Genomic DNA, 25784 nt, shown 5'->3' with positions numbered 1-25784 from the left:
ACCCATTTTAACGCCCAACATCGCTCCCAATGCGGTGCCCATTAAACACTTCGCGCTCTTCCTTTCCTTTTTTCTCTCACAAAAAAAACCGCAGGCTTTCACCTGCGGTTTTCGTTGTATTTAACGCGTTAATTTATCGCATTACCATTGATAGCCCACGCTTGCGGCCGCGCCGGTATCGCCTTGAGTATTCGTATTCACAGAGAATTTAATACCCACTTTACCGTTGTCGGACAAGCGAGAGTAACCCACCGCAACCGCGTTTTGGCCGCGATAAGTCGCCGCCCCCGCAGAAACCATGGATTTACCCGGTTGAGTAGCTTGATACAAGCCGCTCGCTGCCATCGCACCGGCAATACCTGCACGTGCGTTCTTATCAACTTTATTCAAGTCACGACTAAGTTGATCCACACGAGCTGACGAACTCACGTTACTTAATGCCGCATCCACATAAGCTTTATTCACCGCATCGGTAGGTGCTGTTGCATTACCTACGTTTTGAATGCGGTTGCCGCCCATGTTCACATTAGTACCAGTTGTAACATTCAAGTTACCGCTAATGTTTGTGGTGCCGCCCAAGTTGGTTGTACCGGTGAAGTTCGCCGTTCCGCTCACAGTGAGATCATTTGTTCTCACACTGTTCACAGAAATGTTATTCGCCAAGGCCATGGTGACATTTCGACCGCTTTGTGTGATCTCAATGTTATTGCCCGCCGTGAAGGTCACAACTTTATTCGTCGCATTCACAGTCGCCACACTAGAACCGGTCGCAATACCCGTACCTGTTGCATTGGTGGTCAATTCCCAACCGGCATTTGTTGCATTCAATGCTTGAGAAGCTTGACTCATTGCATTATTCGCCGTGGTATTTGCCGCATTGGCTGTGGTATTGGCAGTGTTCGCCGTTGTGTTGGCCACATTGGCTGTACTGTTCGCAGTATTCGCCGTTGTATTAGCCGCATTGGCTGTACTGTTCGCAGTATTCGCCGTTGTGTTGGCCGCATTGGCTGTGCTGTTCGCAGTATTCGCCGTTGTGTTAGCCGCATTGGCTGTACTGTTCGCAGTATTCGCCGTTGTGTTAGCCGCATTGGCTGTAGTGTTCGCAGTGTTCGCCGTTGTGTTGGCCGCATTGGCTGTGCTGTTCGCAGTATTCGCCGTTGTGTTGGCCGCATTGGCTGTGCTGTTCGCAGTGTTCGCCGTTGTGTTAGCCGCATTGGCGGTGCTGTTCGCAGTATTCGCCGTTGTGTTAGCCACATTAGCTGTGCTGTTCGCAGTATTCGCCGTTGTATTAGCCACATTGGCTGTACTGTTCGCAGTATTCGCCGTTGTGTTGGCCGCATTGGCTGTACTGTTCGCAGTATTCGCCGTTGTGTTGGCCGCATTGGCTGTGCTGTTCGCAGTATTCGCCGTTGTGTTGGCCACATTGGCTGTGCTGTTCGCAGTATTCGCCGTTGTGTTGGCCGCATTGGCTGTGCTGTTCGCAGTGTTCGCCGTTGTGTTGGCCGCATTGGCTGTGCTGTTCGCAGTATTTGCCGTTGTATTAGCCGCATTGGCGGTGCTGTTCGCAGTATTCGCCGTTGTGTTAGCCACATTAGCTGTGCTGTTCGCAGTATTCGCCGTTGTGTTAGCCACATTAGCTGTGCTGTTCGCAGTATTCGCCGTTGTATTGGCTGCATTAGCAGTGCTGTTTGCAGTATTAGCGGTGCTATTCGCTGCGTTAGCAGTTGAGTTAGCGGCGAAGGCAGTGCTATTAGCCACATTCGCTGTGCTATTGGCTGCATTAGCAGTGGAGTTCGCAGCAAAGGCGGTGCTGTTAGCTACGTTCGCGGTGCTATTGGCTGCGTTTGCAGTTGAGTTCGCCGCAAAGGCTGTGCTGTTAGCCACATTCGCTGTGCTATTCGCTGCATTTGCAGTTGAGTTAGCGGCGAAGGCAGTGCTGTTCGCAACATTCGCTGTGCTATTGGCTGCATTAGCTGTTGAGTTAGCAGCAAAGGCCGTGCTGTTAGCCACATTCGCGGTGCTATTCGCTGCGTTAGCAGTTGAGTTCGCAGCAAAGGCTGTGCTGTTAGCAACGTTCGCTGTGCTATTCGCTGCATTCGCAGTTGAGTTAGCAGCGAAGGCTGTGCTGTTAGCCACGTTTGCAGTGCTATTCGCAACATTCGCGGTGCTATTGGCTGCGTTAGCAGTGGAGTTAGCGGCGAAGGCTGTGGAGTTGGCCACGTTCGCTGTGCTATTCGCTGCATTTGCAGTGGAGTTCGCAGCAAACGCTGTGCTATTAGCCACGTTCGCAGTGCTATTCGCTGCATTAGCAGTTGAGTTAGCGGCGAAGGCAGTGCTGTTCGCAACATTCGCTGTGCTATTGGCTGCATTAGCTGTTGAGTTAGCAGCAAAGGCCGTGCTGTTAGCCACATTCGCGGTGCTATTCGCTGCGTTAGCAGTTGAGTTCGCAGCAAAGGCTGTGCTGTTAGCAACGTTCGCTGTGCTATTCGCTGCATTCGCAGTTGAGTTAGCAGCGAAGGCTGTGCTGTTAGCCACGTTTGCAGTGCTATTCGCAACATTCGCGGTGCTATTGGCTGCGTTTGCAGTTGAGTTAGCAGCAAAGGCTGTGGAGTTGGCCACGTTCGCTGTGCTATTCGCTGCGTTAGCAGTTGAGTTAGCGGCGAAGGCAGTGGAGTTCGCAGCAAAGGCTGTGCTGTTCGCAACATTCGCGGTGCTATTCGCTGCATTTGCAGTGGAGTTAGCGGCGAAGGCGGTGCTGTTAGCTACGTTCGCTGTGCTGTTGGCTGCATTTGCAGTGGAGTTCGCAGCAAAGGCTGTGGAGTTAGCCACATTCGCAGTGCTATTCGCTGCATTAGCAGTGGAGTTAGCGGCGAAGGCTGTGGAGTTAGCCACGTTTGCAGTGCTATTAGCCACATTCGCGGTGCTATTGGCTGCATTAGCAGTTGAGTTAGCAGCAAAGGCTGTGGAGTTAGCTACGTTTGCAGTGCTGTTAGCTACATTTGCTGTGCTGTTGGCTGCATTAGCAGTTGAGTTAGCGGCGAAGGCGGTGCTGTTAGCCACGTTTGCAGTGCTATTCGCTGCATTTGCAGTTGAGTTAGCAGCAAAGGCTGTGGAGTTAGCCACGTTTGCAGTGCTATTAGCTACATTCGCTGTGCTGTTGGCTGCGTTAGCAGTTGAGTTAGCGGCGAAGGCGGTGCTGTTAGCTACGTTTGCAGTGCTGTTAGCCACATTTGCGGTGCTATTGGCTGCATTAGCAGTTGAGTTAGCAGCAAAGGCGGTGCTGTTAGCTACGTTTGCTGTGCTATTAGCCACATTCGCGGTGCTGTTCGCTGCGTTAGCAGTTGAGTTAGCGGCGAAGGCTGTGCTGTTAGCTACATTTGCAGTGCTATTAGCCACATTCGCTGTGCTATTGGCTGCATTAGCAGTTGAGTTAGCGGCAAAGGCGGTGCTGTTAGCCACGTTTGCAGTGCTGTTAGCCACGTTCGCGGTGCTATTGGCTGCGTTAGCAGTTGAGTTAGCAGCAAAGGCTGTGGAGTTAGCTACGTTCGCGGTGCTGTTTGCAGTATTAGCGGTGCTATTCGCTGCGTTAGCAGTTGAGTTCGCGGCAAAGGCGGTGCTATTAGCCACGTTCGCGGTGCTATTCGCTGCATTTGCAGTGGAGTTAGCGGCGAAGGCTGTGCTGTTTGCCACATTCGCAGTGCTATTCGCTGCGTTAGCAGTTGAGTTAGCGGCGAAGGCGGTGCTGTTTGCAACATTCGCAGTGCTATTCGCTGCATTAGCAGTTGAGTTCGCCGCAAAGGCTGTGGAGTTAGCCACATTTGCAGTGCTATTTGCTACATTCGCGGTGCTGTTCGCTGCATTAGCAGTTGAGTTAGCGGCGAAGGCAGTGCTGTTAGCCACATTCGCTGTGCTATTCGCTGCGTTTGCAGTGGAGTTAGCGGCGAAGGCGGTGCTGTTAGCTACGTTCGCTGTGCTATTAGCCACATTCGCTGTGCTGTTGGCTGCATTTGCAGTTGAGTTAGCAGCAAAGGCGGTGCTGTTAGCCACGTTCGCGGTGCTATTGGCTGCATTTGCAGTGGAGTTAGCGGCGAAGGCTGTAGAGTTAGCCACGTTTGCAGTGCTGTTTGCAACATTCGCTGTGCTGTTGGCTGCGTTTGCAGTTGAGTTAGCGGCGAAGGCGGTGCTGTTTGCAACATTTGCCGTGCTATTGGCTGCATTTGCAGTTGAGTTAGCAGCAAAGGCTGTGGAGTTAGCCACGTTCGCGGTACTGTTGGCTGCGTTAGCAGTTGAGTTAGCAGCAAAGGCAGTGCTATTAGCTACGTTCGCTGTGCTATTCGCTGCGTTAGCAGTTGAGTTAGCTGCAAAGGCTGTGGAGTTAGCCACGTTCGCGGTGCTGTTAGCTACGTTCGCGGTGCTATTGGCTGCGTTAGCAGTTGAGTTCGCAGCAAAGGCTGTAGAGTTAGCAACGTTTGCAGTTGAGTTAGCAACGTTTGCAGTTGAGTTAGCAGCAGAGGCGGTGCTGTTAGCTACGTTTGCAGTGCTGTTCGCTGCATTTGCAGTGGAGTTAGCAGCAAAGGCAGTGCTGTTTGCCACGTTCGCTGTGCTATTGGCTGCATTAGCAGTTGAGTTAGCAGCAAAGGCGGTGCTATTAGCCACGTTCGCAGTGCTATTCGCTGCATTTGCAGTGGAGTTAGCAGCAAAGGCGGTGCTGTTAGCTACGTTCGCGGTGCTATTGGCTGCATTTGCAGTTGTGTTAGCTGCGTTAGCGGTGCTGTTAGCTGCAGTCGCCGTGCTGTTTGCATTGTTCGCCGTTGTGTTGGCTGCGTTAGCTGTGGAGTTCGCTGCTGTCGCTGTGCTGTTCGCGTTGTTAGCGGTTGTATTGGCTGCATTTGCGGTACTGTTGGCTGCCAATGCGGTGCTATTTGCATAGTTCGCTGTGGAGTTTGCAGTATTCGCGGTTGTATTCGCTGCGTTAGCAGTTGAGTTAGCCGCAGTCGCTGTGCTGTTTGCGTTGTTAGCCGTTGTATTGGCTGCATTCGCGGTGCTGTTCGCTGCCAATGCGGTGCTATTTGCATAGTTCGCAGTGGAGTTTGCAGTGTTCGCGGTTGTGTTCGCTGCGTTAGCGGTGCTGTTAGCTGCAGTCGCGGTGCTGTTCGCTACCAATGCGGTGCTGTTTGCATAGTTCGCTGTGGAGTTCGCTACGTTGGCAGTGCTGTTAGCTGCAGTCGCTGTGCTATTCGCGTTGTTAGCCGTTGTGTTCGCAGCATTCGCGGTACTGTTTGCTGCCAATGCGGTGCTGTTTGCGTAGTTCGCTGTGGAGTTTGCAGTGTTCGCCGTTGTGTTGGCTGCGTTAGCTGTGCTGTTAGCTGCATTTGCAGTTGTGTTAGCCGCAGTTGCAGTGCTATTCGCATTGTTAGCCGTTGTGTTCGCAGCATTTGCTGTGCTGTTAGCTGCCAATGCGGTGCTATTTGCATAGTTCGCAGTGGAGTTCGCAGTGTTCGCGGTTGTGTTTGCTGCGTTAGCCGTTGAGTTCGCAGCGAAGGCCGTGCTGTTGGCGATATTTGCCGTTGAGTTTGCGGCCAATGCGGTGCTATTTGCAGCGTTCGCGGTGCTGTTGGCGGCAGTAGCTGTCGCGTTCGCGGCAGTCGCGTTGTTTAACGCAGCGGTGGCGTTGGTGTTTGCGGCTGTGGCGTTATTCAATGCGGCGTGCGCGGTGGCGTTCACAGCGGTGGCTGTGGCGTTCGCAGCGGTGGCGTTGTTTAACGCGGCAGTTGCGTTAGCGTTGGCGCTAGACGCATTTGCAAGCGCGGCGTTCGCGGTGGAGTTCGCGGTGTTAGCCGTTGTGTTGGCTAAGGTCGCGGTGCTGTTTGCGTAGTTCGCTGTGCTGTTAGCTACCAATGCGGTGCTATTTGCGTAGTTCGCTGTAGAGTTCGCTACGTTAGCTGTGCTGTTAGCTGCATTCGCAGTTGTATTAGCAGCAGTCGCTGTACTGTTCGCGTTGTTAGCCGTTGTGTTTGCAGCATTTGCGGTACTGTTGGCTGCCAATGCGGTGCTGTTTGCGTAGTTCGCAGTGCTATTGGCTACCAATGCGGTGCTGTTTGCATAGTTTGCAGTGGAGTTTGCAGTGTTCGCCGTTGTATTAGCTGCGTTAGCTGTGCTGTTCGCTGCTAATGCGGTGCTATTCGCATAGTTCGCAGTGCTGTTAGCTACCAATGCGGTGCTGTTTGCATAGTTCGCAGTGGAGTTTGCAGTGTTCGCAGTTGTGTTAGCTGCGTTAGCAGTTGAGTTAGCTGCAGTTGCTGTGCTATTCGCGTTGTTAGCGGTTGTGTTAGCTGCGTTAGCCGTGCTGTTTGCTGCTAATGCGGTACTGTTTGCAGCATTCGCTGTGCTGTTGGCTACCAATGCGGTGCTGTTTGCGTAGTTCGCTGTAGAGTTAGCTACGTTCGCAGTGCTGTTTGCAGTATTTGCTGTTGTGTTAGCTGCGTTAGCAGTTGAGTTAGCCGCAGTTGCTGTGCTATTCGCGTTGTTAGCGGTTGTGTTAGCTGCGTTAGCCGTGCTGTTCGCTACCAATGCGGTGCTGTTTGCGTAGTTCGCTGTGCTATTTGCTACCAATGCGGTGCTGTTGGCGTAGTTCGCAGTGGAGTTTGCAGTGTTCGCAGTTGTGTTAGCTGCGTTAGCCGTGCTGTTAGCCGCCAATGCGGTGCTGTTTGCAGCATTAGCTGTACTGTTGGCTGCCAATGCGGTGCTATTTGCGTAGTTCGCAGTGGAGTTTGCAGTATTTGCGGTTGTGTTAGCTGCGTTAGCAGTTGAGTTCGCGGCAGTCGCGGTGCTGTTGGCGGCCAATGCGGTGCTGTTCGCGTAGTTCGCAGTTGAGTTCGCTGCTGTCGCGGTGCTGTTGGCGGCCAATGCGGTGCTGTTCGCGGCGTTCGCTGTGGAGTTCGCGGCGTTGGCGGTGCTGTTGGCGGCTTTGGCTTCGGTGGTGGCGTTGTAGGCCACTTGAGCGACGGCGTAGAGTTGTGAGCCGTTTACGGCGTCAGTCGAAGTGTTGCTCAGAAGACCTGCAGCGACGTTTTGGATGCGGCGTTCTTGGCCGGCGGCGCCGACGCTCACTACGCCTGCCGGTGTGCTGCCTGAGAAGTTCAGGGTGATGGCACCCGGGCCGCTGCCGAGGGTTTCGGAGGTGTATGCGCTGAGGCCTTTGGTGCTGGTGCCGGCGGCGACGTAGGCGCTGTTGGAGCCTAAGAACACGGAGTTGTTGGTCGTCGTGCTGATGTCGTTACCGAGCGCGAATACGCCGGTTTGACCTGCGGCGAGGGTGTTGTTGTTACCGACGCTGTAGGACGCGTTAGCGTTGATGATGCTTGGGTCACCGAATGCACCGGAGTTGTGGCCGTGAACTTGGTTGCCTACACCGATTCCGATGGATTGGTTGCCGGTGACGTTTGAGGCGTTACCGATGGAGATGGATTCAAGGCCGGAGGCGTTGGCGAAGAAGCCTTGGGCGATGGATGATTGACCGGATGCGTTGGCGGCTGTGCCAACTGCTAGAGAGAAGTTGCCTAGCGCTCCAGCGGCATCACCCACTGCTAGGGAATTCCGCCCTGACGCAAATGCAGCGCGACCTATCGCAGATGAATAGTCACCGGTCGCACTAGCCCAATGTCCTACAGCCAAAGAAACACAGCCACTCGCAGAAGAATTAAAACCAAACGCATTAGCAGTATTACCTGAAGCCTTGGCAAAACTACCTACCGCTAATGCACTAGCACCACTTGCATTAGCTTGATTACCTATTGCAGTGGCATTTAAAGTTAAGGCATTGGCTTGGTAGCCTTGGGCGATGGAATAGGTGCCGGTGGCGTTGGCACCTGTACCGATTGCTGTGGAATATCCTCCGGCAGCACGAGAAACAACACCGAGCGCAAGACCCCAACCCGCACTAGCATTAGCTCCCGCACCAAGCGCTGTTGCATCCATACCGCTTGCTTTGGCTTGTGAGCCGAGTGCTACTGTTTGCAAGTTGCTAGCAACTGAGCCATCACCGACAGCTATGGATTGATGCCCGCTAGCACTGGCGCCGACGCCTTGAGCGATAGAATCTGAACCGCTAGCATTGGCACTTAAACCTAAGGCAATTGATGATGCGTTGCTTGAAACCGCATCTGCGCCAATCGCAATGGCATTTGATCCTGTCGCGCCACTACCATCGCGGTTGCCCGTAGCAGTCGAATTCACTCCGAAATATTTCACGGAGTTTTTGCTGACGTTGTAGAGTTGCGCGCCGGTTACGGCGTCGGTGGAGTTTTCGGAGACGAGGCCTTCGGCGACGCCTTGGATGCGGCGGCGTTCGTTGGCGCTGATGTTGCCGACGGAGATGACGCCGGTGGCGTTAGTAATACCTGCCGTGGTGTTGCTGTCGGCCGCGGTGTAGGCGGTGTTAGAGCCGAGGAAGACGGAGTTGCTCGCGGTGTTTTTGATGTCGTTACCGAGCGCAAATACGCCGGTTTGGCCTGCTGCTAAGGTGTTATTGTTACCGACGCTGTAGGACGCGTTGGCATTGATGACGCTTGGGTCACCAAATGCGCCGGAATTGTGGCCGTGGACTTGGTTGCCTACGCCGATGGCGATGGATTGGTTGCCGGTGACGTTGGAGTATTTACCGATGGAGATGGAGGATTCGGCGGTGGCGTTAGCAGCGTAGCCTTGGGCGATGGAGTAGTTAGCAGAAGCGAACGCTCCACCGATACCAGTTGAATAATAACCACTTGCACGGCCCATTATGGCTGTTGCTCCCTCACCCGTTGCCCGACTTAACCGACCGGCAGCAAGAGAAGAACGACCCGATGCAAACGCTTCAGCACCTAGCGCGGTAGAGGCCTCCCCTGTTGAGTTAGACTGTGGACCAAGCGCTGTTGATGATGGGCCTGTTGCATTAGTTTTGAAACCGATAGCGATAGCACTCACACCAGTAGCATTAGTCCAAGCGCCTTGAGCGATACTGTAACCGTTATTAGCATTACTTTCATGACCTATTGCTATGGCAGTGTAACCACTAGCACCAACACGTGCCGATGTTCCTATCGCCACACTGGAACAGCTCGATACATTCGCTCCATCACCCATAGCTATCGCTGATTCAGCGCTGGAACTTGACATATTACCGATAGCTATCGCATTAAAGGCGGTAGAACTAGATGTGTTACCAATGGCAATAGCGGATTTGTGGGTGGCATTGGAGACATTACCAATGGCGATGGAGGATTCGTCGGCGGCGTTAGATAAGAAACCTTGGGCGATGGAATAGTTGCCGGAGGCACTAGAAGCAGCAACTTGAGCTATGGAAAGGCGACCCTTAGCATTTGCGCCATTACCAATTGCTATTGCACCCAAACCTGAGGCATTTGCATTTTCTACCAAGGCTAGTGCATTAACTCCTTCAGCCCGAGTAAAACGTCCAATGGCTAAACTTACGCATCCTGAAGCGTTAGCTTTATAGCCTATTGCGACTGAGGCTTCGTCAGAAGCGGAGGCATCGTAGCCTTGGGCTATAGAATTCACTCCGCTAGCAGTAGCATTAAAACCAAGCGCAATAGATTGGTTTCTAGTTGCATTAGCCTGCGCGCCAATCGCAATAGCGTTCAGCCCCGTCGCCCCACTACCATCACGGTTGCCGGCAATGGTGGAATTAATACCTACGTATTTCGAGCCACTGGCATTAGCCATGGCGGCGTAGAGTTGGGCGCCGTTGACGGCGTCGGTGGATTGATTGCTGATTAAGCCTTCGGCGACGCCTTGGATGCGGCGGGTTTGGCCGTAACTTCCCACGGCAACTACGCCGACTACGTTATTACTTGAACCACCCGGAACACTGGCGTTACCAAGCGTGGTGGTGTTATTGCGTGCGGTATAGGTAGTTTGGTCACCCAAGTAAACGGAGTTGTTAAGGTTGGCGAGGATGTTATTACCCAAAGAGTGGGTTTTGTTGGCTTGGACATTGTTGTTACTACCGATAGAGGTGGCACAAGAGATATCACCTGTTATGGTGGAGTCACTTCCGATTAAAACACTGCGCGTAACATTATTAGATGTACCAAGGCGACTACCTAAAAATACCGAGGTAGTGATATTTGCGTTATTAAACGCATGAGTAATTCCCAAGATAGTTGTGTCGCTTACCCGCGTATTGGATAAACCTGAACCACTTCCCAAAATTGTTGAGTCTCGTGCTTGACTAGTAGAGCCTGAAAAGCTTATCGAGTGACCTATTATAGGGGTTCTATCAATTTGGGCATTAGCCAAGGTAATACACTGCCCCATTACCGGAGAAAGATTTGCTGTTGTTCCGCATAATGAGAGCCCCTCCCCAATGAGTGGCGAGTAGTGAACAGTTGTTGAACATGTTGCTACATTCTCACCAAATATTGGAGAAAAATTAATATTGGCATCATTTGCGGTAAGTCTGCCACCATAAATCGGTGACAGGCTACCGCTTACATTAGTAAATGTACCACTTACAGCAGTCATTAATCCGTTTAAGCTACGCGTTGCACAGGTGTTATTAATGGTAATACCAAGACCTGCAACAAAACTGTTTGGTTGTATACCACTAGCTTGGTTAATCCTAATACCATAACCTAACATATAACCACGTACAGAACCATTGCTTGAATTAACGTTAATACTGCCCCCGATTGCGTAGCTGTTTACAATATGTGTTGAAGAATTGATATTAATATCGTCACCGATGAAACCGGAGGTATTAATCACCCCATTATTCTTTGTTCTGACATCAATCCGTGAGCCCGTAGCAAGTGTCCGATGAATGTTACTATCGGAATTCAGTGTAACGCAACTACCCAATAAACTTAATTCGTTAATAGAATTATACCCGCTATTGCTACCGGATCCGGAGGAGTTATAGGCAGTAATATTAACGCGACGTCCAATAACATTTGAATGACTCAAAGAGAGCCCTTTAAAGGTGAGATTCTCTCCCATCATCGTCATAGTGGATGTACCATAGCTGTCGTAGTTGATATTGCTACCAATAACACTGGAGCCAAAAAAGTTTGAACCCCCGCTATGGTTAGCGACGAAATTCATATCACTACCAATGACCGTGAAATCTCTGAAAGTCAAATTCGCACCGGAACTCGCGCTCCCTTTTATATTGTGACCAATATAAGTGGATTTTGATGAGATTGATGCGCAGGTGAGATCTAGATCGTGTGCTAAAGCAATTTGATTAGTTTGGTTATTTAATGTTTTTACATTCCGACCAATCACCGTAGAGTTGGCTCCGGCAACCGTATTATTCTGACCAATGGCTGTAGATTGGCAGCCGGTGACGTTGGACATATTACCGATTGCAAGCGCATCTTTAGCGGATGCACTTGACCGGTTACCGATGGCGGTGGAGCCTTCGGCGGAGGCCTTAGAGAATGCGCCGAGGGCTAAGGATTGGTTTGCGAGGGCACGTGAATATACACCAAATGCGGAGCTGAAAGCACCTGACGTTTGAGCACTGTCGCCCAGCGCCATGGAGGCAAAACCTGTGGCATTTGCGGTGGTACCTATGGCGAAACTTTGCTGACCTGAAGCATTTGCACTGGTGCCGATAGCATAAGAACTAGTAACACCCATGCCATTTCCCGCATGCGCATTAACACCAATGGCTACAGAATTTGCCGAGTCTGCAACTGAAGTACCACCAATCGCGGCAATCGCACCATTGCTTACCGTACCTTCCGGAATAACAGCTTGAGCGGTTGAACTTAGGGTTAATAAAGTCACGGCGACGCTGCCGATTAAGGTGCCGCTGCCGAATTTACCAAGGGCTAGCGTGCTTTTATCGCTTAGCGCTTCGTTCGATGCGGTGCTCGTGGCGGAGGCTTTTACGTGCCCGCGCGCGAGTTCGGATACGACGACCCAAGCTTGTTGGGCGGCGTTCCAGACAATTTTGTATATTTTGTTCATTAAAATACTCCATTGTGGGTTGTGTTGTGGGCTTGCGCCCGTTGAAGAAATTTCTTGTTATGGGTTCTCCGTGAGGTAGGTGGAAAGCCCATAAGAAGTGACTGAGTTTCTTCGTTAATTAGTATCGGGTTTCGCCGATGGCGACTTACTTTCTTTTGCTTGCACAAAAGAAAGTAAGCAAAGAAAAGTGCACCCCGACTAAATCGCTTTTCCATTTTTTGGTCACATTTTCTTAACGGAAAGTAAGCCGTCTGCGCTTCGCTCCGCTGGCGTTACTTTCCTAAAAATGCGCCCAAAAAATGGGCGATTTACACGGGGACCCCGTTCTTTCTCCGCTTTCAATGCGGTGCTGTTTTGTACTTTCGTTGTTGGGCGCGCGGAGCGCGCCTATGTTTTTTGTTGTGTTTGGGCGCTGGGGCGCCGGTTTGATTTTGCCGTCAGTTGGCTTTGTGAATGCCGTCTAAGTCATTTAGGCGGGGGTGTGAATAAAAAAACACACTGCCCGGCGGGAGGCCCGCAAAGGTGGAACCGGCCGGGGCGCGCGTGCGGGGTGCTGGCGAGCCTCAGTCGGGTGGGCAGTGAGGATGTGAAATTGGGTGTGGCGGCAAGCCGCGACGGATAAATTGTACGCGGTGAGGCGTGCCGTTGGGCGTTTGAATGCGGTGCTGTTTTGATGGTGCGTTTTTGTTAGCGATTTGCGTGCTGCGTTGAATACGTTGAATAATTTTTGGGCTGCGGTGAACAAACTGCGCGCGGTGAGGCGTGCCGTTGGGTGTTTCAATGTGGTGCTGAATGCGGTGCTGTTTTGGGTGTGCGTTGGGTGTGTTTTGTGGGCCGCGGTGGTAATTGGGGCGGCGGTTGTGTTTGGGGTTAGTCGCTGTGGCGCAATACGAATGCGAAGTGCGTGCGTGCGTGCGTGCGTGCGTGCGTGCGTGCGTGCGTGCGTGCGTGCGTTTTTCATGGTAATGGCCTTTGGGGTTGGGTGTCTAGGATAAATTTGGGGGATTATAGGTTTTTTTTGGGGGAATGTAAAATTTTTGGGTTATTTGGGTTGTTTTTGGGGTTGGGGTTGTTGGGTTTGAGATTTGTGGGTTATTTGGAATCGGGTTTCGCCGATGGCGAGTTACTTTCTTTTACTCGTGTAAAAGAAAGTAACCAAAGAAAACACGCCCCGACTAAGCCGCTTTTATTCGCAACTCAGCACAGCTGACTTGCTCACCCCTTCGGGGCCGTCGGCATAGCCGACGTTCAAAACGCGTTGCGTTTTGTCCATTTTTGTTAAAAATTTTTTTGACGGAAGGTTAGCAGTCTCCGCTGAACGCGTCGCTGGCGTAACCTTCCTAAAAATTTTTAACAAAAATGGGCGGCTTACACGGGGGATGGGGCTTTCTTCGAAAAATTGTTTTCGGTGGGGGTAGTTTTTTTGAAATGAAGATAAAAAATGCGGCGGTTTGTGGGGGGAATAGTACCGCATTGGAGGAGCGATTGCTTTTGGTGGTTGTCGGGGGTATAGTGGGCGCGGTTAGATTGGAGGTGAGAGATGTTTAAAAAAGAAGAAGGTTATGAGGAATTTTTGGCGGAGAAGATTCGTCGCGGGGAAGAGGATGTTAAGGCCGGGCGGGTTGTGACGCTTGAGGAATCCAAAGCTGAAATTAGGCTGTTGATTGAGTCGAAAGCAAGAGAATTGGAAGCGGCGGAGCGTGAGGCATTGATTTATGGCTAAGGTGGTTATTTCTCACGATGCGCAACGAGATTTACGGGAGATTATTGCCAATATTATTGAATACACCGGTTATGAGGCCAGTGGAATCAAACTTTCTGAGGATATTTTTAGTAAGATTGATGTGATTGCTTATATGCCGCTCGCAGCGGGGCGGGTGATTCATGGTAATAAAAGAGAGGCGTTTTGTCGCGGTTATCGCATCGTGTATGATGTGGCGGGCGATGAGGTGCGGATTCAAACTATTATTCACAGTCGGCGGCTGTATCCTCGCCCTTGAAACGCCCGGTTGGGCGTTTTTTTGTGGGGTTAATGCGGTGCCGGTTTGAAGACTTATTGCATGAGGCGGGGTTTAAGGTTGAATTAATATGTCTGCGCTAATACCCATTTTTTGGTGGATGTTGCGGATCATGTTGAGCGTTAGCGGGCGGGTTTTGTTGAAGATTTCATAAACGCGGTTCGGTTTGCCGATTATGCTGTCTAAGTCTTTGATCTCTAATCCTTCTTGTTCCATTCTGAATTTTATCGCTTCAATCGGTGTGGGCGGGTCTATTGGGTAATGCTTTGCTTCGTAAGCTTCAATTAGGGTAACCATGACGTCGAAAAAATCCAGTTCTTGTTCATTTAATTCGTCTTCACGTGCAAAATAAGGCTCAACCAAGGCGAGGGCTTGTTGATAATCTTGTTCGTTTTTGATGGGTTTGATATTCATGTTTTTCCTTGTTATTCAATGGTATCTGCGTTGATTCGGTTATATTCTTGGTGTGTGCCGATAAATTTGATATAGACTGCGCCAAGTCGGTAAGCTATTGCGACGATGAGGCGGTGGTCATTACCTTTGATATTAAACACGACACGGCGATTTTTCAGGATACTGGCATGGCGATATTGTGCTTTGATATCGTTTGCGGTTTGCCAATTTGCCCGTTTCACTTCCGCCACCCACGCTTTGAGCGGTTGTTCGGCGTCAGGATGCTGTTTGTAATATTCGATTAATATTGCAGTAGAAATAATCCGCACTTTTACTCCTTTAATTAAGTTTATCCCAAATCGGGATATATACCAAAAGATTTTTTACCATAAAAGACCAAGAGATTTTTGTCGAGCTTGAATATGCGTTTTTTTGCACAGGATCGCAAAAAATGCAGGGCGATCAATGCGGTGCCGGTGGCCCGAGGTAAGTGGCTTTGGGGAGCACCGCATTGGAGCCTTGGTTTACGGGGTTCAATGCGGTGCCGGTTTGTTGGTTAGGCGATTTCGTCTTGGTCGTGGTGGTTGATTTTTAAGCGGGTGAAGTAATCTTTGGTTTCTTCAATGATGACTTTGCGTAAGCCGATGAGGGCGATTAGATTTGGGAATGCCATGAGGCCGTTTACGATGTCGGCGAGGATCCAGATGATGTCGAGCTTTAAGAATGAGCCGATGCCGACTAAGACGATAAATAACAGGCGGTATAAACGGATGCCGCGGGTGCCGGCTAAATAGACGAAGCAACGTTCGCCGTAGTAGCACCAGCCTAGGATGGTGGTGAAGGCGAAGAAGAGTAAGCCGATGGTGACGATGGTGGCGCCGATGCTTGAGCCCAGTCCTTGCGCGAAGGCGTAGTTGGTTGCTGTGGCGCCGGCGAGTTCGGGGTTGTTCCAAGCGCCGGTTAGGACTAAGACGATGCCTGTCATGCTGCAAACGATGATGGTGTCGAGAAAGGTGCCGGTCATGGAAATTAAGCCTTGGCGTACGGGTTCGTGGGTTTGCGCGGCGGCGGCGGCGATGGGGGCGCTGCCAAGGCCGGATTCGTTTGAGAAAATTCCGCGCGCGACGCCGGATTGAATGGCTTTCATGACGGTGAAACCTAATGCGCCACCCAGTGCGGATTGGGGATTGAAGGCACTGCGGATAATTAATGAAAGGGCGTCCGGCACTTTGTCCCAGTTTAATAAAATAATTACGATGGAAACCGAGACATAAGAAATCGCCATAAAGGGTACGATGATGGAGGAGGCGGTGGCAATGCGTTTTACGCCGCCTAAAATAATCATGGCGACTAATGTGGTGACGACGATGGCGGTGATGATGACCGGTATGTTGAAGGTGTCTTCCAGAGCGTGCGTAATTGCGTTGACTTGTGGGAAGGTGCCAATGCCAAAAAATGCGACCAATACGCCAAATACGGCAAATAGTTTTGCCAGCCATTTCATGCCTAAGCCACGTTCGATGTAATACATTGGGCCGCCGGACATAAAACCGCGGCGATCTTTTACGCGGTATTTTACCGCTAATAAGCATTCGGCGTATTTGGTCGCCATGCCGAGCAATGCGACTAACCACATCCAGAAAAGCGCGCCCGGGCCGCCGGCTTGTACGGCGGTTGCCACGCCGACAATATTGCCGGTGCCGATGGTTGCCGCCAATGCGGTGCTGAGCGCGGCAAAGGAAGAGACGTCGCCTTTGCCGCCGTGCTCTTTTTTGAATAAATAGCCGAGTGCGCGCGGTAAATAGCGGATTTGAATGAAACCTAAACGTAAGGTGAGATAAAGCCCTGTGCCGGACAATAAAATAAGAAGCGGCGGGCCCCAAATAAAGCTGTCGATGGTTGATAGAATTGTCGTGAATGACATGGTGATTCCTCGTCGTCAAAAATCAATTAACGCGACAAGGAGACGAAAAGAATCCGTGAGAATAAACAAAAAACAGATTGTCTTTTGGCCCCTGTCCTTTTGCCTGAGCGTTTGGAAAACGATGTTGAAATCATCGCTCTTTTGCGCCTTCGGCGTCCATTTACACAGATGTCGTGCAATGGATCTCTCCAAGGGTTCGTCCAGTAACAGTCCCTGCGCTTGCGCGCGCCTGAAAGATTTTTCATCGTCGGCGTAGGGGCAATTCCCTACTCTCCAGCTACCTTCATCCGAACTCATTTTTCGTCTGTGATGCAGACGAAAAACGGGGCAAATTCTAGCAAAATGCTTGGGCTAATTCAATGCGGGCTTGAGGGAAAAGAAAAGAATGTGCCGTTTAAAGGGCGTTTTTAAGTGCGCTTGTTATTTGGAAACTTTAAGTACGCGTTGAAAATGTGACCAAGTCAATTTGGCGAACAGTGTTCGCCATTTTTCAACATCAGCGAACGTTAAATAAAACTGGCGAATTTCACGTAAAGAGCGGTAACTAAATCCTTTTCCAAATTCTTGAGTAAGAATAGCGGAAAGGTTTTGCAAAATTTCCTTTCCATAATCCGCCCGTTCTTTGCCATTTTGTTCTTCTAAGACAATACGCTCACCGATTTTCCAGTATGCATCAATCATTGCTGAGTTGATCGCGCGATAAGCTTGTCGGCGTGCATTTGAGAGAATGGCTTTAATTTCGTTAATATAATTATTCGTTAAACTCTTCATCGTTTTATTCCTCAATATCTTCTGTTTGCTATCTGTGTGAAAAAAGCGGTCAATCTAATGATGTGACCGCTTTTTCTAGCTAATCGAAAATTACAAAATTTCTTTTGCGGTTGCGACTACGTTATCCACGGTGAAACCGAACAATTTAAATAATTGATCCGCCGGTGCGGATTCGCCGAAGCCGTGCATGCCGACGATACGACCGCCAAAGCCGACGTATTTGTACCAGAAATCAGAAATACCCGCTTCGATGGCAATACGTTTGGTTACGGAAGACGGCAATACGCTTTCGCGATAGGCTTCGTCTTGTTTATCAAAACGGTTGGTACTTGGCATAGACACCACGCGAATGTTTTTACCTTCCGCGCTTAATACTTCTGCCGCTTTCACGGCAAGTTCCACTTCAGAACCGGTGGCAATGAAGATGAGATCCGGTGTGCCGGCGCAATCTTTTAAGATGTATGCACCGCGTGCCACGTTCGCTAATTGCTCGGAAGTGCGGTTCATTTGTGTGAGATTTTGGCGGGTGAAGATTAACGCACTTGGGCCATCTTTGCGCTCAACTGCTTGTTGCCATGCGATTGCTGATTCCACTTGGTCGCACGGACGCCAAGTTTCTAAGTTTGGAATTAAACGCAATGCGGCAGTTTGTTCCACCGGTTGGTGAGTTGGGCCGTCTTCGCCTAAGCCGATAGAATCGTGCGTGTAAACGAATAATGAGCGTTGTTTCATTAATGCCGCCATACGCACGGCGTTGTGGGCGTATTCGTAGAACATTAGGAAGGTGGCGCCGTAAGGAATAAAGCCGCCATGCAACGCGATACCGTTCATGATCGCTGACATACCAAATTCGCGTACGCCGTAGTTGATGTAGTTACCGCCTACGTTTTCGTGGGCGCGGATTGGTTTAGAACCGCTCCATAATGTTAGGTTAGAACTTGCTAAGTCTGCAGAACCGCCTAAGAATTCAGGCAGGATGTGCGCGTAGGCTTCAATCGCGTTTTGTGAGGCTTTACGGCTTGCAATGCTTGCCGGGTTGGCTTGTAATTTTTCGATGAAGGCTTTGGATTCTGCCGCCCAATTTGCCGGCAAGTTGCCTACAATACGACGTTTAAATTCTGCCGCTAATTCCGGATAGGCTTTTTCATACGCCGCAAATTTTTCTTGCCAAGATTTTTCTTCCGCCGCGCCTTTGGCTTTGGCATCCCACTGCGCATAGTATTCCGCCGGAATTTCAAACGGTGCGTAATCCCAATTTAAGGCTTTGCGGGTTAAGGCAATTTCTTCATCGCCTAATGGCGCGCCGTGGCAATCGTGCGAGCCTGATTTGTTCGGTGAACCGAAACCGATAATGGTTTTGCAGATGATTAAGGTTGGTTTTTCTTTTTCTGCTTGCGCCAGAACGATTGCCGCACGAATTTGTTCTGCATCGTGACCATCTACATTGCGGATTACTTGCCAACCGTAGGCTTCAAAACGTTCTGCGGTATCATCGCTGAACCAGCCATCGACGTGACCATCAATGGAAATATTGTTGTCATCATAGAAGGCAATTAATTTGCCTAAGCCTAAAGTGCCGGCTAAAGAACAGGCTTCGTGTGAAATCCCTTCCATCAAGCAGCCGTCGCCTAAGAACACATAAGTGTGGTGATCCACGATTTCATGACCTTCGCGGTTAAATTGGCCGGCTAAAGTTTTCTCTGCAATCGCCATTCCCACCGCATTGGTGATACCTTGACCGAGCGGGCCGGTGGTGGTTTCCACGCCCGGTGCATAACCGTATTCCGGGTGGCCCGGGGTTTTAGAATGAAGTTGACGGAATTGTTTTAAGTCTTCAATAGAAAGATCGTAGCCGGTTAAATGTAAAAGGCTATAAATCAACATAGAGCCATGGCCGTTTGATAAGACAAAACGGTCACGATCCGCCCATTTCGGGTTGGTTGGATTGTGTTTTAAGAAATCGCGCCATAATACTTCCGCAATGTCCGCCATGCCCATCGGGGCGCCCGGGTGGCCGGATTTGGCTTTTTGCACCGCATCCATGGATAAAAAACGAATTGCATTGGCTAATTGTCTGCGAGTTGGCATTGTGTTCTCCTGTTTTAAGAAAATAAATTTTGCGTATTCTACCTTAATTTGCTTGCCCGTTTAGGCAAATAAATGAAATTTTATGAATAGTTTTGAACTATCGAGAATTAGGCGCGGCGCCGTCTTTGATGAAAACGTCGGCTGCCGGATTTAACCGGTAAGTCAAGCGTTTTTCTGAGGTTATAAGCCGAAGGATTCGTCCGACGATAATAACCAATAAAATAATGAATCGAGCTCGCCAACAAGGCGCCTAACAAGAAGACGACAATGAATCCGCCGTAGAGTTGGTGAAAAATGCGATCAATTTTGCCTTGCGACGATTGTTCGTATTGCCCGTCCATTGTCACCCGTAAAAAACCTTGAATGCCCGAATCGGCATAAATCGGCTCGACGATTTGTTGCGTCATGATTTGATGCTGCGAATTTTTATCCAACCCTAAACGTTCGCGTAACTTTTCCGCACCGGCGCTTTGCGCCAGCAATTTGCCTTGTGCGTTATACAAGGAGGCATCCAGCACAAACCGTTGTTGTACCAAATTCTCTAAATTCTCGTTGAGTTTTTCCGATTGCGCATTATTAATTAAAAGCGCGGAAAATAGACTCGCCTGTTGACGCACTAAAATATGGGATAAATGCGAAACCTGATTTGTGCCGGCAAGTTGCGAGGCAATTTTAAATTGCTGTACGCCGAATAAAATGACACCCAGAGCGCTAAAACCCAACAGCACAATGAGCCCCAACATAATTGATGCGGTTAGTTTTTCTTTCATAAAATGCAAGTGATTTTCCCCAATTTGCGATTAAATCGGCTAAAATAGCCCGATTTTTTTGCCAATTTACAGGATTTCCTATGCAAATTCAAAACCTTGCCAGTATTACCCGCCAATATCCCGTGCTGCCAAGCGCGCTTTTAAGCGATTCCCCCGCCGCCCAAACAAACCACGCGTTCATCCTTTATGGCACCGCATTGAACCTCAATGCGGTGCTCAATTTTCAACAGAAATGCGCGCAAAATTTTCAGTGTTTCGATGCTTGGAACGTGGCGCACAACACCGTTGTTTTACTGAAAGGCAAATGGCGGGACGATTTTCCTCGCGCCGCGCACGAGCTGGGCTTAGATATCGCCCTTCTGGATTTTGAAGCGAAATTATCGGAAAAAGGGCTATTAGTGATGGATATGGATTCCACGGCAATTCAAATCGAATGCATTGATGAAATCGCTAAACTGGCCGGAACGGGGGGATTGGTGTCCGCCATTACAGAAAGCGCAATGCGCGGCGAATTGGACTTTGAGCAAAGTTTGCGCCGTCGCGTCGGCACCTTAAAAGGCGCGCCGGAAAGCATTCTGCAACAAGTGCGGTCGAATTTGCCGTTAATGCCGGGGCTTGAAGAAACTATTCGAACGCTACAACAGCACGGTTGGAAGACCGCCATCGCATCGGGTGGTTTCACCTATTTCGCCGATTATTTGAAAGACCTATTGCAATTGGATTTCGCCGTCTCAAATCAATTTGATATTGAAAACGGCAAACTCACCGGAGTCGTCAAAGGCGATGTGGTTGATGCACAATATAAAGCCGCTGTTTTACAACGCTTACGCGCCGAATACGCTATTGCGCCGCAACATTCCATCGCCATTGGCGATGGCGCAAATGATTTGGCAATGATGAAAATCGCCGGTTTAGGCGTTGCCTTCCACGCCAAACCGAAAGTGCAACAACAGGCGCAAGTTGTGGTAAACTTCGCCGACTTAACCGCACTGCTATGCCTTTTGACGGCGAATGACCGAATTTCGTAAGAGGAAAAATCCATCGTCAATGCGGTGCTATTTCGCTTACTCGTGGAACCTATACCCACCCTACTTTATTTAGGAGAAAATCATGCCATCTTTTGATATCGTTTCCGAAATTACCATGCACGAAGTACGCAATGCGGTAGAAAACGCGAACCGCGTGCTCAGCACCCGTTATGACTTCCGTGGCGTAGAAGCCGTCATTGAACTCAATGAAAAAAATGAAACCGTGAAAGTGACCACGGAGTCGGAATTTCAACTCGAACAACTGATTGAAATTTTGATCGGCGCTTTTGTGAAGCGTGGGATTGAGCATAGCTCGCTTGATATTCCTTCGGAAAGCGAACATCACGGCAAACTTTACAGCAAGGAAATCAAGCTCAAACAAGGGATTGAAACGGAGATGGCGAAGAAAATCACCAAATTGGTGAAAGATTCCAAAATCAAAGTACAAACTCAAATTCAAGGCGAGCAGGTTCGTGTAACCGGAAAATCGCGCGACGATTTACAGGCGGTGATTCAATTAGTCAAAAATGCCGAACTGGGACAACCGTTTCAGTTCAACAATTTTAGAGATTAATCGTCGCGGATTCACGTCCATCATTCATTCGGTCTGGCTCATCCTTTTCAAGCGAACGAAGTTAAATCTTCCAAATCCAACCGCATTGAACCCGCATAAACATTGGCTTTGCCTTCTCGCGCAAAGCCAATTAAAGTCAAATGATGCGTTTCCGCCATTTTTACCGCTAAATCCGTTGCAGCAGAAATCGCCACCAACATTTCCACACCGCAAGCAATCATCTTTTGTACCATTTCATAACTGGCGCGACTAGACACTAAGACAAATCCCTGCGGCTTATCGGCTTTGGCCTGCCAGCCAAGCAATTTATCCAAGGCTACATGGCGTCCTACGTCTTCACGAATCGCAAGCATATTGCCTTGTAAATCAAAAAACGCGGCGGCGTGCGTGGCACCGGTTTGTCGGCCGAGCTGTTGGTGAATTTGCAATGTGCGCAAGCAATCATCAAGCAGATTGATATTGAACTGAAACGTGCAGGCTAATTGGGGAAAATTTTTGTACACTTGATTAAGCTGTTCCGTGCCGCAAATGCCGCAGCCGGTGCGGCCGGTGAGATTACGACGATGTTCTTTTAACGCCATAAACTTACGGCTGGATAGTTCAATTTGTACTTCGATGCCGTTGCACACTTCAAGTACGTCGATGCCGTAAATATCTGTCGGTTTGTCAATAATGCCTTCAGTGAGCGAAAAACCGAGCGCGAAGTCTTCCAAATCCTGCGGCGTGCACATCATTACAGCGTGAGAAATGCCGTTATATACAAGGGAAACCGGCGTTTCGACGGCAAGAAAATCCTCCTTTTCTTGCCAAAATGGGAGAGATTTTTCTCCGTCTTTCTGTATCTTGATGACATTAATCTTTTGTTTTGTTCGCCAATTCATTCTTTCTTCGTCCCACAATATTCATGTAAATAAATTGTTAAATAATTGATACATTTATGATCTAGATCACAATATTTATAGCTTCTAATGCCATTTGATTATAGATTCGCGGTTAAAAAATCGTTATTCTAACGGCCCATAAATTGGCGTTTTTCTGTACGCCTTTTTAAAGTTAGCAACGATGTTATTCTAACGAAACCAATCAATTTATCTAGTTTCTAGACAAATTTTTTACTATCTAAGTATCTCAACAACTTGTTGTTGAAAGGAGTGATTATGCAGGTCTCAAGAAGAAAATTCTTTAAGATCTGTGCAGGTGGTATGGCGGGGACGTCTGCTGCGATGTTGGGCTTTGCACCAGCAACCGCTTTAGCAGCACCGCGTGAATACAAATTATTGCGAGCTTTTGAATCTCGTAATACCTGTACATATTGTTCTGTAAGCTGCGGTATGTTGCTATATAGCACAGGCAAACCTTATGACACATTAAGTAGCCACACCGGCACCAATACCCGTTCTAAATTATTCCACCTTGAAGGTGACCCAGACCATCCGATAAGCCGTGGAGCGTTATGTCCGAAAGGTGCAGGTGCACTTGACTATATTAATAGCGAAAGCCGTTGCTTATACCCGCAATACCGCGCACCAGGTTCAGACAAATGGGTTCGCCTTTCTTGGGAAGATGCAATTAAACGCATTTCTCGTTTATTAAAAGATGACCGTGATGCTAACTTTGTTGAAAAAGATGCAAGTGGCAAAACTGTTAACCGTTGGACCACCACTGGGATTATGACCGCTTCCGCCATGAGCAACGAGGCCGCACTGCTGACTCATAAATGGGTGCGGATGTTGGGCATGGTGCCGATGTGTAACCAAGCGAATACTTGACACGGACCAACGGTAGCAAGTCTTGCTCCATCATTTGGTCGCGGTGCCATGACAAATAACTGGGTTGACATCAAAAACGCCAATCTTATTCTTGTGCAAGGTGGTAACCCTGCTGAAGCTCACCCTGTTGGCTTCCGTTGGGCAATCGAAGCGAAGAAAAACGGTGCGAAAATCATCGTAGTTGACCCTCGTTTTAACCGTACTGCTTCTGTTGCTGACCTTCATGCACCACTGCGTTCCGGTACTGATATCGCATTCTTAATGGGTGTGATTCGTTACCTATTGGAAACCAATCAAATCCAACACGAATACGTTAAACACTACACCAATGCTTCCTTCTTAATTGATGAAGGCTTCAAATTTGAAGATGGTTTATTCGTGGGCTTTGATGAAGAAAAACACACTTACGATAAATCAAAATGGAACTACCAATTCGACGAAAATGGCCATGCTAAACGCGATATGACCTTACAAGATCCACGCTGTGTGATTAATATCTTGAAAGATCACGTTTCGCGCTATACGCCGGAAATGGTTGAGCGTATCACTGGTGTGAAACAAAAAACCTTCTTACAAATCTGTGAAGAAATTGGTAAAACCTCTGCGCCAAACAAAACTATGACGCACTTATATGCGTTAGGTCTAACTGAGCACACAATTGGTACACAGAACATTCGCTCAATGGCAATGATCCAATTACTATTGGGTAATATTGGTATGCCGGGTGGTGGTATTAATGCATTGCGTGGACACTCAAACGTACAAGGTACAACTGATATGGGCTTATTGCCGATGTCTTTACCTGGCTATATGCGTTTACCAAATGACAAAGATACGTCTTACGAACAATATATTAATGCGATTACACCAAAAGATATCGTACCAAACCAAACAAACTACTACCGTAATACATCGAAATTCTTCGTAAGTATGATGAAAACGTTCTATGGTGATAAAGCAACCAAAGAAAATGGTTGGGGCTTCGATTTCTTACCAAAAGCTGACCGCTTATACGATCCGATCACTCATGTCAAATTAATGAATGATGGCAAATTAAACGGTTGGATTTTACAAGGTTTCAACGTATTAAACTCATTACCAAACAAAAACAAAACTGTTTCAGGTATGAGCAAATTGAAATTCTTAGTGGTTATGGATCCACTTCAAACTGAATCTTCTGAATTCTGGAAAAACTTTGGTGAGTCAAACAACGTAAATCCAGCAGAAATTCAAACTGAGGTATTCCGTTTACCTACCACCTGTTTCGCAGAAGAAGATGGTTCTATTGCTAACTCCGGTCGTTGGGCTCAATGGCACTGGAAAGGCTGTGATCAACCAGGTGAAGCGCTACCTGATGTAGAGATTCTTTCTATGATTCGTGAAGAAATGCATCATCTTTATCAAAAAGAAGGTGGTCGCGGTATCGAATCGTTTGAAGCCATGACTTGGAACTATGCACAACCGCATGCACCAAGTGCTGCAGAGTTAGCGAAGGAATTAAATGGTTATGCTCTTGAAGATCTTTTAGATGCTAACGGTAATGTGGTTTATAAGAAAGGCCAATTACTCAGTGGCTTTGCTCACTTACGTGATGACGGCACCACTTCTGCTGGTAACTGGATCTACGTCGGTCAATGGACTGAAAAAGGTAACCAAATGGCGAATCGTGACAACTCAGACCCTTCAGGTTTAGGTTGTACATTAGGTTGGGCCTTCGCATGGCCGGCAAACCGCCGTGTTCTTTACAGCCGTGCTTCACTTGATATTAATGGGAATCCTTGGGATAAAAACCGTCAATTAATCAAATGGAACGGTAAAAACTGGAACTGGCATGATGTAGCTGACTATGGCACACAACCCCCTGGCTCTGATGCGGGTCCATTTATTATGTCTGCAGAAGGCGTAGGTCGTTTATTTGCTGTAGATAAAATTACAACAGGCCCATTACCTGAACACTATGAGCCAATTGAAAGTCCGATTGACACTAACCCGCTACATCCAAGTGTAGTCTCTGATCCGACTGTTCGTATTTATAAAGAAGACCGTGAATTTATCGGTTCAAACAAAGATTTCCCTTATGTGGCAACCACTTATCGTTTGACCGAACACTTCCACAGTTGGACAGCGCAATCTGCGATCAACATAATCGCGCAACCGCAACAATTTGTGGAAATCGGTGAGAAATTAGCGGCAGAAAAAGGCATCCAAAAAGGTGATATGGTGAAAATTACTTCTCGCCGTGGCTATATTAAAGCCGTTGCGGTTGTAACGAAACGTTTGAAAGATTTAGAAATCGACGGACGTACTGTACACCATGTGGGTATCCCAATTCACTGGAATATGAAAGCCTTAAATGGTAAAGGCAACCGTGGTTTCTCCACCAATACCTTAACACCATCTTGGGGTGAAGGTGTCACTCAAACACCAGAATACAAAACATTCTTGGTAAACATTGAGAAAGCGGAGGCATAAT

General features: G+C 48.8%; 14 protein-coding genes and 1 riboswitch. Of the genes, 5 read left to right on the top strand and 9 right to left on the bottom strand.

Going from position 1 to position 25784, the window contains the following annotated elements; all coding sequences use genetic code 11:
• Window positions 1–141: 141 nt before the first annotated feature.
• On the bottom strand, window positions 142–11976 hold the full coding sequence (locus AB3F25_RS03185; protein WP_373604067.1) for a hypothetical protein: 11835 nt from the start codon (window positions 11974–11976) through the stop codon (window positions 142–144).
• Window positions 11977–12445: 469 nt separating this feature from the next.
• On the bottom strand, window positions 12446–12937 hold the full coding sequence (locus AB3F25_RS03180; protein WP_373604066.1) for a hypothetical protein: 492 nt from the start codon (window positions 12935–12937) through the stop codon (window positions 12446–12448).
• Between the two features lie 579 nt (window positions 12938–13516).
• Here AB3F25_RS03180 and AB3F25_RS03175 point away from each other — a divergent pair.
• The gene (locus tag AB3F25_RS03175) at window positions 13517–13699 is read left to right on the top strand and encodes a hypothetical protein (RefSeq protein ID WP_373604065.1); all 183 of its coding nucleotides are present in this window, start codon (window positions 13517–13519) and stop codon (window positions 13697–13699) included.
• A complete protein-coding gene (locus AB3F25_RS03170; RefSeq protein WP_373604064.1) occupies window positions 13692–13976 on the top strand; it encodes a type II toxin-antitoxin system RelE/ParE family toxin in 285 nt (94 codons plus the stop codon). Before AB3F25_RS03175 ends, AB3F25_RS03170 begins: the two co-directional genes overlap by 8 nt.
• A 72-nt stretch (window positions 13977–14048) precedes the next feature.
• Here AB3F25_RS03170 and AB3F25_RS03165 read toward each other — a convergent pair whose 3' ends face one another.
• The 6 genes from AB3F25_RS03165 to AB3F25_RS03140 form a co-directional block, all read right to left on the bottom strand.
• Window positions 14049–14408 (bottom strand): type II toxin-antitoxin system HigA family antitoxin, encoded by a 360-nt coding sequence (locus tag AB3F25_RS03165; RefSeq protein ID WP_373604063.1) that lies wholly within the window; start codon window positions 14406–14408, stop codon window positions 14049–14051.
• An 11-nt stretch (window positions 14409–14419) separates the two neighbouring features.
• Window positions 14420–14716, bottom strand: coding sequence for a type II toxin-antitoxin system HigB family toxin (locus AB3F25_RS03160; RefSeq protein ID WP_373604062.1), 297 nt, complete (start codon window positions 14714–14716; stop codon window positions 14420–14422).
• Window positions 14717–14943: 227 nt separating this feature from the next.
• Entirely contained in the window at window positions 14944–16311 is a 1368-nt protein-coding gene (locus tag AB3F25_RS03155; RefSeq protein ID WP_373604061.1) for an alanine/glycine:cation symporter family protein, read from the bottom strand.
• Window positions 16312–16392: 81 nt separating this feature from the next.
• Window positions 16393–16513, bottom strand: a riboswitch (glycine riboswitch).
• 218 nt (window positions 16514–16731) lie between these two features.
• Entirely contained in the window at window positions 16732–17082 is a 351-nt protein-coding gene (locus AB3F25_RS03150; RefSeq protein WP_373604060.1) for a DUF1016 N-terminal domain-containing protein, read from the bottom strand.
• Window positions 17083–17172: 90 nt separating this feature from the next.
• Window positions 17173–19170, bottom strand: coding sequence for a transketolase (tkt, locus tag AB3F25_RS03145; protein WP_373604059.1), 1998 nt, complete (start codon window positions 19168–19170; stop codon window positions 17173–17175).
• A gap of 107 nt (window positions 19171–19277) precedes the next feature.
• On the bottom strand, window positions 19278–19949 hold the full coding sequence (locus tag AB3F25_RS03140) for a YtjB family periplasmic protein (protein ID WP_373604058.1): 672 nt from the start codon (window positions 19947–19949) through the stop codon (window positions 19278–19280).
• Between the two features lie 71 nt (window positions 19950–20020).
• Between AB3F25_RS03140 and serB the strand changes: the two genes are divergently transcribed.
• Together serB and AB3F25_RS03130 are read left to right on the top strand one after the other, a co-directional pair.
• A complete protein-coding gene (serB, locus tag AB3F25_RS03135) occupies window positions 20021–20968 on the top strand; it encodes a phosphoserine phosphatase (protein ID WP_373604057.1) in 948 nt (315 codons plus the stop codon).
• 82 nt (window positions 20969–21050) lie between these two features.
• Window positions 21051–21542, top strand: a complete 492-nt coding sequence (locus AB3F25_RS03130; RefSeq protein ID WP_373604056.1) for a YajQ family cyclic di-GMP-binding protein — start codon at window positions 21051–21053, stop codon at window positions 21540–21542.
• A 47-nt stretch (window positions 21543–21589) separates the two neighbouring features.
• Here AB3F25_RS03130 and fdhD read toward each other — a convergent pair whose 3' ends face one another.
• Window positions 21590–22423 carry a formate dehydrogenase accessory sulfurtransferase FdhD gene (fdhD, locus tag AB3F25_RS03125; RefSeq protein ID WP_373604055.1) on the bottom strand — a complete coding sequence of 278 codons (834 nt, stop codon included), beginning with the start codon at window positions 22421–22423 and terminating at the stop codon, window positions 21590–21592.
• Between the two features lie 276 nt (window positions 22424–22699).
• Here fdhD and fdnG point away from each other — a divergent pair, with 276 nt between their 5' ends.
• On the top strand, window positions 22700–25783 hold the full coding sequence (fdnG, locus tag AB3F25_RS03120; RefSeq protein ID WP_373604054.1) for a formate dehydrogenase-N subunit alpha: 3084 nt from the start codon (window positions 22700–22702) through the stop codon (window positions 25781–25783).
• Window position 25784 lies beyond the last annotated feature (1 nt).

It is taken from the genome of Aggregatibacter sp. HMT-949, from assembly GCF_041734645.1.
Lineage (GTDB): Bacteria > Pseudomonadota > Gammaproteobacteria > Enterobacterales > Pasteurellaceae > Rodentibacter.
This window is presented reverse-complemented; position numbering and strand designations above follow the sequence as displayed.

What these genes read in the sequence shown, in the direction of transcription:
- AB3F25_RS03185 (WP_373604067.1), bottom strand. Translation starts at nt 11,976, where the DNA reads ATGAACAAAATATACAAAATTGTCTGGAACGCCGCCCAACAAGCTTGG.
- AB3F25_RS03180 (WP_373604066.1), bottom strand. Translation starts at nt 12,937, where the DNA reads ATGAAAAACGCACGCACGCACGCACGCACGCACGCACGCACGCACGCA.
- AB3F25_RS03175 (WP_373604065.1), top strand. Translation starts at nt 13,517, where the DNA reads ATGTTTAAAAAAGAAGAAGGTTATGAGGAATTTTTGGCGGAGAAGATT.
- AB3F25_RS03170 (WP_373604064.1), top strand. Translation starts at nt 13,692, where the DNA reads ATGGCTAAGGTGGTTATTTCTCACGATGCGCAACGAGATTTACGGGAG.
- AB3F25_RS03165 (WP_373604063.1), bottom strand. Translation starts at nt 14,408, where the DNA reads ATGAATATCAAACCCATCAAAAACGAACAAGATTATCAACAAGCCCTC.
- AB3F25_RS03155 (WP_373604061.1), bottom strand. Translation starts at nt 16,311, where the DNA reads ATGTCATTCACGACAATTCTATCAACCATCGACAGCTTTATTTGGGGC.
- AB3F25_RS03150 (WP_373604060.1), bottom strand. Translation starts at nt 17,082, where the DNA reads ATGAAGAGTTTAACGAATAATTATATTAACGAAATTAAAGCCATTCTC.
- tkt (WP_373604059.1), bottom strand. Translation starts at nt 19,170, where the DNA reads ATGCCAACTCGCAGACAATTAGCCAATGCAATTCGTTTTTTATCCATG.
- serB (WP_373604057.1), top strand. Translation starts at nt 20,021, where the DNA reads ATGCAAATTCAAAACCTTGCCAGTATTACCCGCCAATATCCCGTGCTG.
- AB3F25_RS03130 (WP_373604056.1), top strand. Translation starts at nt 21,051, where the DNA reads ATGCCATCTTTTGATATCGTTTCCGAAATTACCATGCACGAAGTACGC.
- fdhD (WP_373604055.1), bottom strand. Translation starts at nt 22,423, where the DNA reads ATGAATTGGCGAACAAAACAAAAGATTAATGTCATCAAGATACAGAAA.